Raw genomic sequence first — 5,117 nt, 5'->3', positions numbered from 1 at the left:
GCCCTGGTGGGTGCGGTGCTTGCCTTGCTTATCACGATCATCAACTGGAATACCGCCTCAATGCTGGAGTCGCGATCACGCGACCAGGTGGCATCCGACTTGAATGGCGTGGTTCACACAGTAGAAATGTTCAACACGGCGACAAGCAACGAGGCCGCCAGTTTCGCTCACCTGTTCGCCACAACACTGCCGGGCGCGTTCACCCTGGACACGGCCAATCCCACCGAAGTTGCAGGCAAGAGCGTTCCCACCCTGAGCGTGGGCGGCAAAGCACTGAACATGGACTTCACGGTCCCGGATACCTTCACCACACAAACAGGCGCCGTCGCCACAGTCTTCGCAGCCAATGGCGAAGACTTCGTGCGTGTGACCACATCGCTGAAAAAGGAAAACGGCGAGCGTGCCATCGGCACCCAGCTCGATCACGCCCATCCTAGCTACGCGCTGCTGCGTGAGGGGCGCTCTTACACGGGCATCGCCACCTTGTTCGGCAAACCCTACATCACGAAGTACGATCCTGTGAAGGATGCTTCGGGCAAGATCGTCGGGGTGCTGTTTATCGGCGTGGACATCAGCAAAGATCTGGAGGCTTTGAAAGCCCAGATCAAAACCATTCGCATCGGCGATACAGGCTATGTCTATGTGCTGAATGCCGCGGAAGGCAAAGATCAGGGCGTGCTGCTGATCCATCCTGAGAAGGAAGGCACCTCACTGCTCGATACCAAGGACACCAACGGCAAGCTCTTTGTGCGCGAAATGCTGGCGCAAAAGAACGGCGAGATCCGCTACTACTGGGCCAGCGGCTCGAACGCCCCACGCGAAAAGCTGGTGGTCTATCGCTATGTTCCGGACTGGAAGTGGATGGTCGCAGGCGGCACGTATATTCACGAGATCACGAAGGACGCTGCCAGCGCGCGCAATCGCTATATCGTGATGGGCGTGATTGCCTTGTTCGTCTTCGCGGGCGCCCTGCTCCTGCTGACACGCGCACTGGTAGCGCGTCCGCTGGCGCAGGCACGCCATGCTGCGGGACGCATCGCGGATGGCGACCTGACCGTGCAGATCGATGTGCGAAACCAGGATGAAATCGCACGCCTGCAGTCGGCCATGAACACGATCAGCGAAAAGCTGTCCGGCGTGGTGGGACGGGTGCGCCATGGCGCGGATCAGATTGCGACGTCCTCGGCGGAGATCGCGAGCGGTAATCAGGATCTGTCGGCCCGCACCGAGCAGCAAGCCTCCAGTCTTGAGGAAACAGCCGCCTCGATGGAAGAACTGACCGCGACCGTCAAGCAGAATGCGGACAATGCGCGCCAGGCGAATCAGCTCGCGCAGCAGGCTTCCAATGTCGCATCCGATGCCGGCTCCGTTGTGGGACAGGTGGTGCAGACCATGGGCGCGATCAGCGAGGCCTCACGCCGCATTGGCGACATTATTACCGTCATCGACGGCATCGCTTTCCAGACCAATATCCTGGCTTTGAACGCAGCGGTAGAAGCGGCGCGTGCCGGCGAACAGGGCCGCGGTTTTGCCGTGGTGGCGTCCGAAGTGCGCAACCTCGCACAGCGCAGCGCCGCAGCGGCGCACGAAATCAAGGATTTGATCGGCAACGCACTGGGCGAAGTGGAGAACGGCAGCAAGCTGGTTGAAAAAGCCGGAGAAACCATGGACGGCGTGGTCGCCAGCGTGCATCGCGTGGCCGATATCATGGGCGAGATCACTTCTGCCAGTGAGGAACAGCGCGCGGGCATTGGCCAGATCAACCAGGCCATCGTACAGATGGATGGCGTGACGCAGCAGAATTCCGCGCTAGTGGAGCAATTGGCGGCAGCAGCGTCCGCGATGCAGGATCAGGCGGCCGAACTGGCACGCGAAGTACGCGTGTTCCAGGTCAGCCGCGAAACGAAACTACTCGGCGCTTAACGCAGCCTGCAAACCGCCGGACCGGTCCAGCGCCGCCAAGTCATCGTAGCCGCCGACGTGGCGCTCACCGATGAAGATCTGCGGCACGGTGCGGCGCCCGGTGCGCTGCATCAGCGCCATGCGCGTCTCGTTGTCGCCGTCGACGTTGATCTCATTGAACGCCGCGCCGCGCATGTGCAAAAGCTGCTTCGCACGCACGCAATAGGCGCAGCTGGTACTGCTATAGATGGTGATGGGTTTCATAAAACCTCCAGGTTCTGTATGAAACCCAGTTTAGCTGCCAGATGCAAGACAATGAATGATCGGAAAACTCACCGGCTTGCCCGATCGTCTCAATTGCTAGCGCAGCACGTCGAGTTTTACTTYCTGACCGTTGCGGTAGGTCGACACCGTCATCGCGGCCTTCAGCGTGTCACCTGACGGATCGAACTGAATCAAGCCTGTCAGACCTTCATACTTCGTCTGCTTCAAGGCTGGCAGGTACTTCGCGGGATCAGAGGAACCGGCTTTCTGCATGGCCGCTGCAATCACCATCACGGCATCGTAAGCATACGGAGCGTAAGTCTGGATGTCGCTATGGTACCTGGACTTGAAGCGGGTGATGAAGTCATCGACGATCTTCTGGTGCGCCGCATCGATGCCGCCTGCGTCAGCGCAGAACACTTCACCGTCGCGCATGCCGTTGCCGGCCAGGCCGGGCAAGGAGTCCGAGCACACGCCATCGCCGCCCATGAATTTGATGTCCATGCCGAGCGTTTTCATCTGGCGCAGCAGGCCGCCCGCTACCGAGTCCATGCCGCCGAAGAAAATCAGGTCCGGCTTTTTGCCCTTGATCGCGGTGAGGATGGAAGTGAAGTCGGTCGCCCGCGCGTTGGTGAACTGGCGGTCCACGATCTTCTTGCCGGAACGCGCCTGTGCAGTCTTGATGAATTCATCGGCGATGCCCTGGCCGTATGCCGTGCGGTCATCGATCACCGCGATGTTGCGCGCCTTCAGATTATCCGCAGCGTAGCGGCCAAGCATGGAGCCGAGCATATTGTCGTTCGCGACGACGCGGAAGGCACCGGGGAAGCCCTGCTTCGTATAACCCGGCGTGGTGGCGGACGGCGTAATCTGAGGGATGCCTGCCTGGTTGTAGATGCGGGAGGCAGGCACCGTGGTGCCGGAGTTGGAGTGGCCGACGACCGCGGCCACGTGCGCGTCCACCAGCTTTTGCGCCACTGCCGTGCCCTGCTTCGGGTCCGCGGCATCATCCTCGCTCTGCATCTTGAAAACGACCTTTCTGCCATTGATCTTCGTCGCGCGCGCGTTCAGATCATCGATCGCCATCGCCACGCCGTTCTCCATGGCCTTACCCAGATGCGCTATTTCGCCGGACAGGGGACCAGCCACACCGATCGTGATCACTTCCTGAGCTTGCACAGAACCAGCAACCAGGCCTGCCACCAACAGCAGCTGCTTTTGCATGAGGGACTCCGCAGAATATAGAAGGCCTCACGATACTGTCAAAACCGGCATATGACAAGGCAAAGGGGAAACGGAACGCCCACACTATCAGGGGAAAATCGATAGCACCTGGAGAAAGCTGGCTTCCGGTTGGGCTTCAAGTTCGAGCAACTCTCCGGTCGCCGGATGAGCGAAAGCGATGCCCGTGGCGGCGAGCATCAGACGGCCGTAACCAAAGCGTTCGGCGAAGTAGCGGTTGTGGCGTCCGCGACCATGATAGGCGTCGCCGATGATGGGATGGCTGATGTGCTTCATGTGGCGGCGCAGCTGGTGACGGCGGCCAGTTTCAGGATAAAGCTCCACGAGGCTGTATCGGCTGCTGGCATAGCCTTCGATGGCGACCGGGATTTCCGTTGTGGCCACACGGCGGTACCGAGTCAGCGCTTCGCGAACCTGTCCTTCCGCGTCGCCACCAAACGGATCTTCGTCCCGCAGCGGATGATCAATGACGCCCTGCTCCGGAATCCATCCGCGCACCATCGCCAGATAGCGTTTGCGCACTTCGCCTGCCATGAATGCCTTGCCAAGCACGCTCGCCGTTTCCGAATCGCGTGCAAATACCAGCAATCCTGACGTTGGCCGGTCCAGACGGTGCACAGCATAAACGTACTCGCCGCCATTCATCTCGCGTGCATACTGCAGTGCGAATTCGGTTTCGTGCGGGTCGATCGGACTGCGGTGCACCAGCAAGCCGGCAGGCTTGTGCACCACCAGCAGCCACTGGTCGCGGTATATTTCGGTAAGCGGATTATTCATTGCGGCTCAAAGTATAGGCGAAACATGGCAGTTGACCTGGAAATGTTGAAAAGATGGCTCAGCGGATGGTGCCTCGCGCGCGGACTTCCGCTGCCGCAGGAGTCTGGCGGTGGTCTGGTCGTCGAAGTCGGCGCGCCGGACCAGCTGCGGCGCCATGTCTTCGTCGATGCGGGCGCGGATCTTCAGGCTTGCGCCAGCCAGATCAGGCAGCCGCATATCTTTCTGAAGGCAGCTGTGGATGCAGCCACCTTGCGCGCGGCGCTACCCGCGCAATGGCATATCGACCAGCCCCGCTTCTTCATGCGTGCGGAGTCCCCATTCGGAGGCGCGCAGGCACTGCCGCCCGGCTACGCTTTCAGGAAAGCGCGCGAGCATGCCGCTCACGTCGTCATTGTGGAAGACACGCACGGTGAGCGCGCAGCCATAGGCCGCGTCGTGCTGCACGAAGGCTGCGCAATATTCGATCGCATCGAAACGCACGAATCCCATCGCCGCAAAGGGCTGGGCACAGCGGTCATGTACGCATTGGATGATATGGCGCGCGAGGCAGAAGCGACGGAGCGCCTGCTCGTCGCAACCGCGCAGGGACAAGCTTTATACACCAGCATAGGCTGGCAAACCTTATCGCCTTATTCGACGGCCTTCCTGCCTGACGAGCAAATGCTCACCATCCAGCAACTCACCCGCGCGCCGCAGTGGCGGTTTACTTGACGCTTTTCGGATCGATGCAATAAGGCCGTTCGCGGTATTCGAAGTAATCAAAGTCCGCATGCAGCGCGGCGCCGGACATATCCTGACAGGCCATGCCGACGAAAGCGCCGGTAAAGTTGGGCATGCCCGGTGCGTTGGCCTCGTCGGAGAGAATACTGGCGTCGAACATTTGCGGCAGCCATTGCCAGTCGCCGTTGTCCACGCGATAGCCGAAGTAGAGG

5 protein-coding genes and 1 pseudogene are annotated in these 5,117 nt (G+C 60.4%); 2 read left to right on the top strand and 4 right to left on the bottom strand.

Going from position 1 to position 5,117, the window contains the following annotated elements; translation table 11 throughout:
* Positions 1-1,923 (top strand): methyl-accepting chemotaxis protein (locus tag AB4Z11_RS22525; RefSeq protein WP_442027794.1); only part of this gene is annotated, 1,923 nt, incomplete at its 5' end.
* Here AB4Z11_RS22525 and grxC read toward each other — a convergent pair.
* From grxC to AB4Z11_RS22510, 3 genes are all read right to left on the bottom strand, one after another.
* Positions 1,909-2,166 (bottom strand): glutaredoxin 3, encoded by a 258-nt coding sequence (gene grxC / locus AB4Z11_RS22520; RefSeq protein WP_442027793.1) that lies wholly within the window; start codon positions 2,164-2,166, stop codon positions 1,909-1,911. The two genes, AB4Z11_RS22525 and grxC, sit on opposite strands and share 15 nt — an antisense overlap.
* Before the next feature lie 96 nt (positions 2,167-2,262).
* Positions 2,263-3,390, bottom strand: a complete 1,128-nt coding sequence (locus AB4Z11_RS22515) for a branched-chain amino acid ABC transporter substrate-binding protein (RefSeq protein WP_442027791.1) — start codon at positions 3,388-3,390, stop codon at positions 2,263-2,265.
* 87 nt (positions 3,391-3,477) lie between these two features.
* Positions 3,478-4,185: a pseudouridine synthase gene (locus AB4Z11_RS22510; protein ID WP_442027790.1), complete on the bottom strand. Its 708-nt coding sequence runs from the start codon at positions 4,183-4,185 to the stop codon at positions 3,478-3,480.
* A 24-nt stretch (positions 4,186-4,209) separates the two neighbouring features.
* Here AB4Z11_RS22510 and AB4Z11_RS22505 point away from each other — a divergent pair, with 24 nt between their 5' ends.
* The gene (locus tag AB4Z11_RS22505; RefSeq protein ID WP_442027789.1) at positions 4,210-4,896 is read left to right on the top strand and encodes a GNAT family N-acetyltransferase; all 687 of its coding nucleotides are present in this window, start codon (positions 4,210-4,212) and stop codon (positions 4,894-4,896) included.
* Here AB4Z11_RS22505 and AB4Z11_RS22500 read toward each other — a convergent pair.
* Positions 4,889-5,117, bottom strand: a pseudogene (locus tag AB4Z11_RS22500) (hypothetical protein); the annotation flags it as partial. The gene AB4Z11_RS22505 and the pseudogene AB4Z11_RS22500 overlap by 8 nt on opposite strands.

This window comes from Pseudoduganella sp. RAF53_2 (assembly GCF_052113985.1).
Taxonomy (GTDB): Bacteria; Pseudomonadota; Gammaproteobacteria; order Burkholderiales; family Burkholderiaceae_D; genus Rugamonas.
The sequence above is the reverse complement of the archived record's forward strand: the minus strand, read 5'-3'. Positions and strand labels throughout refer to the sequence as shown.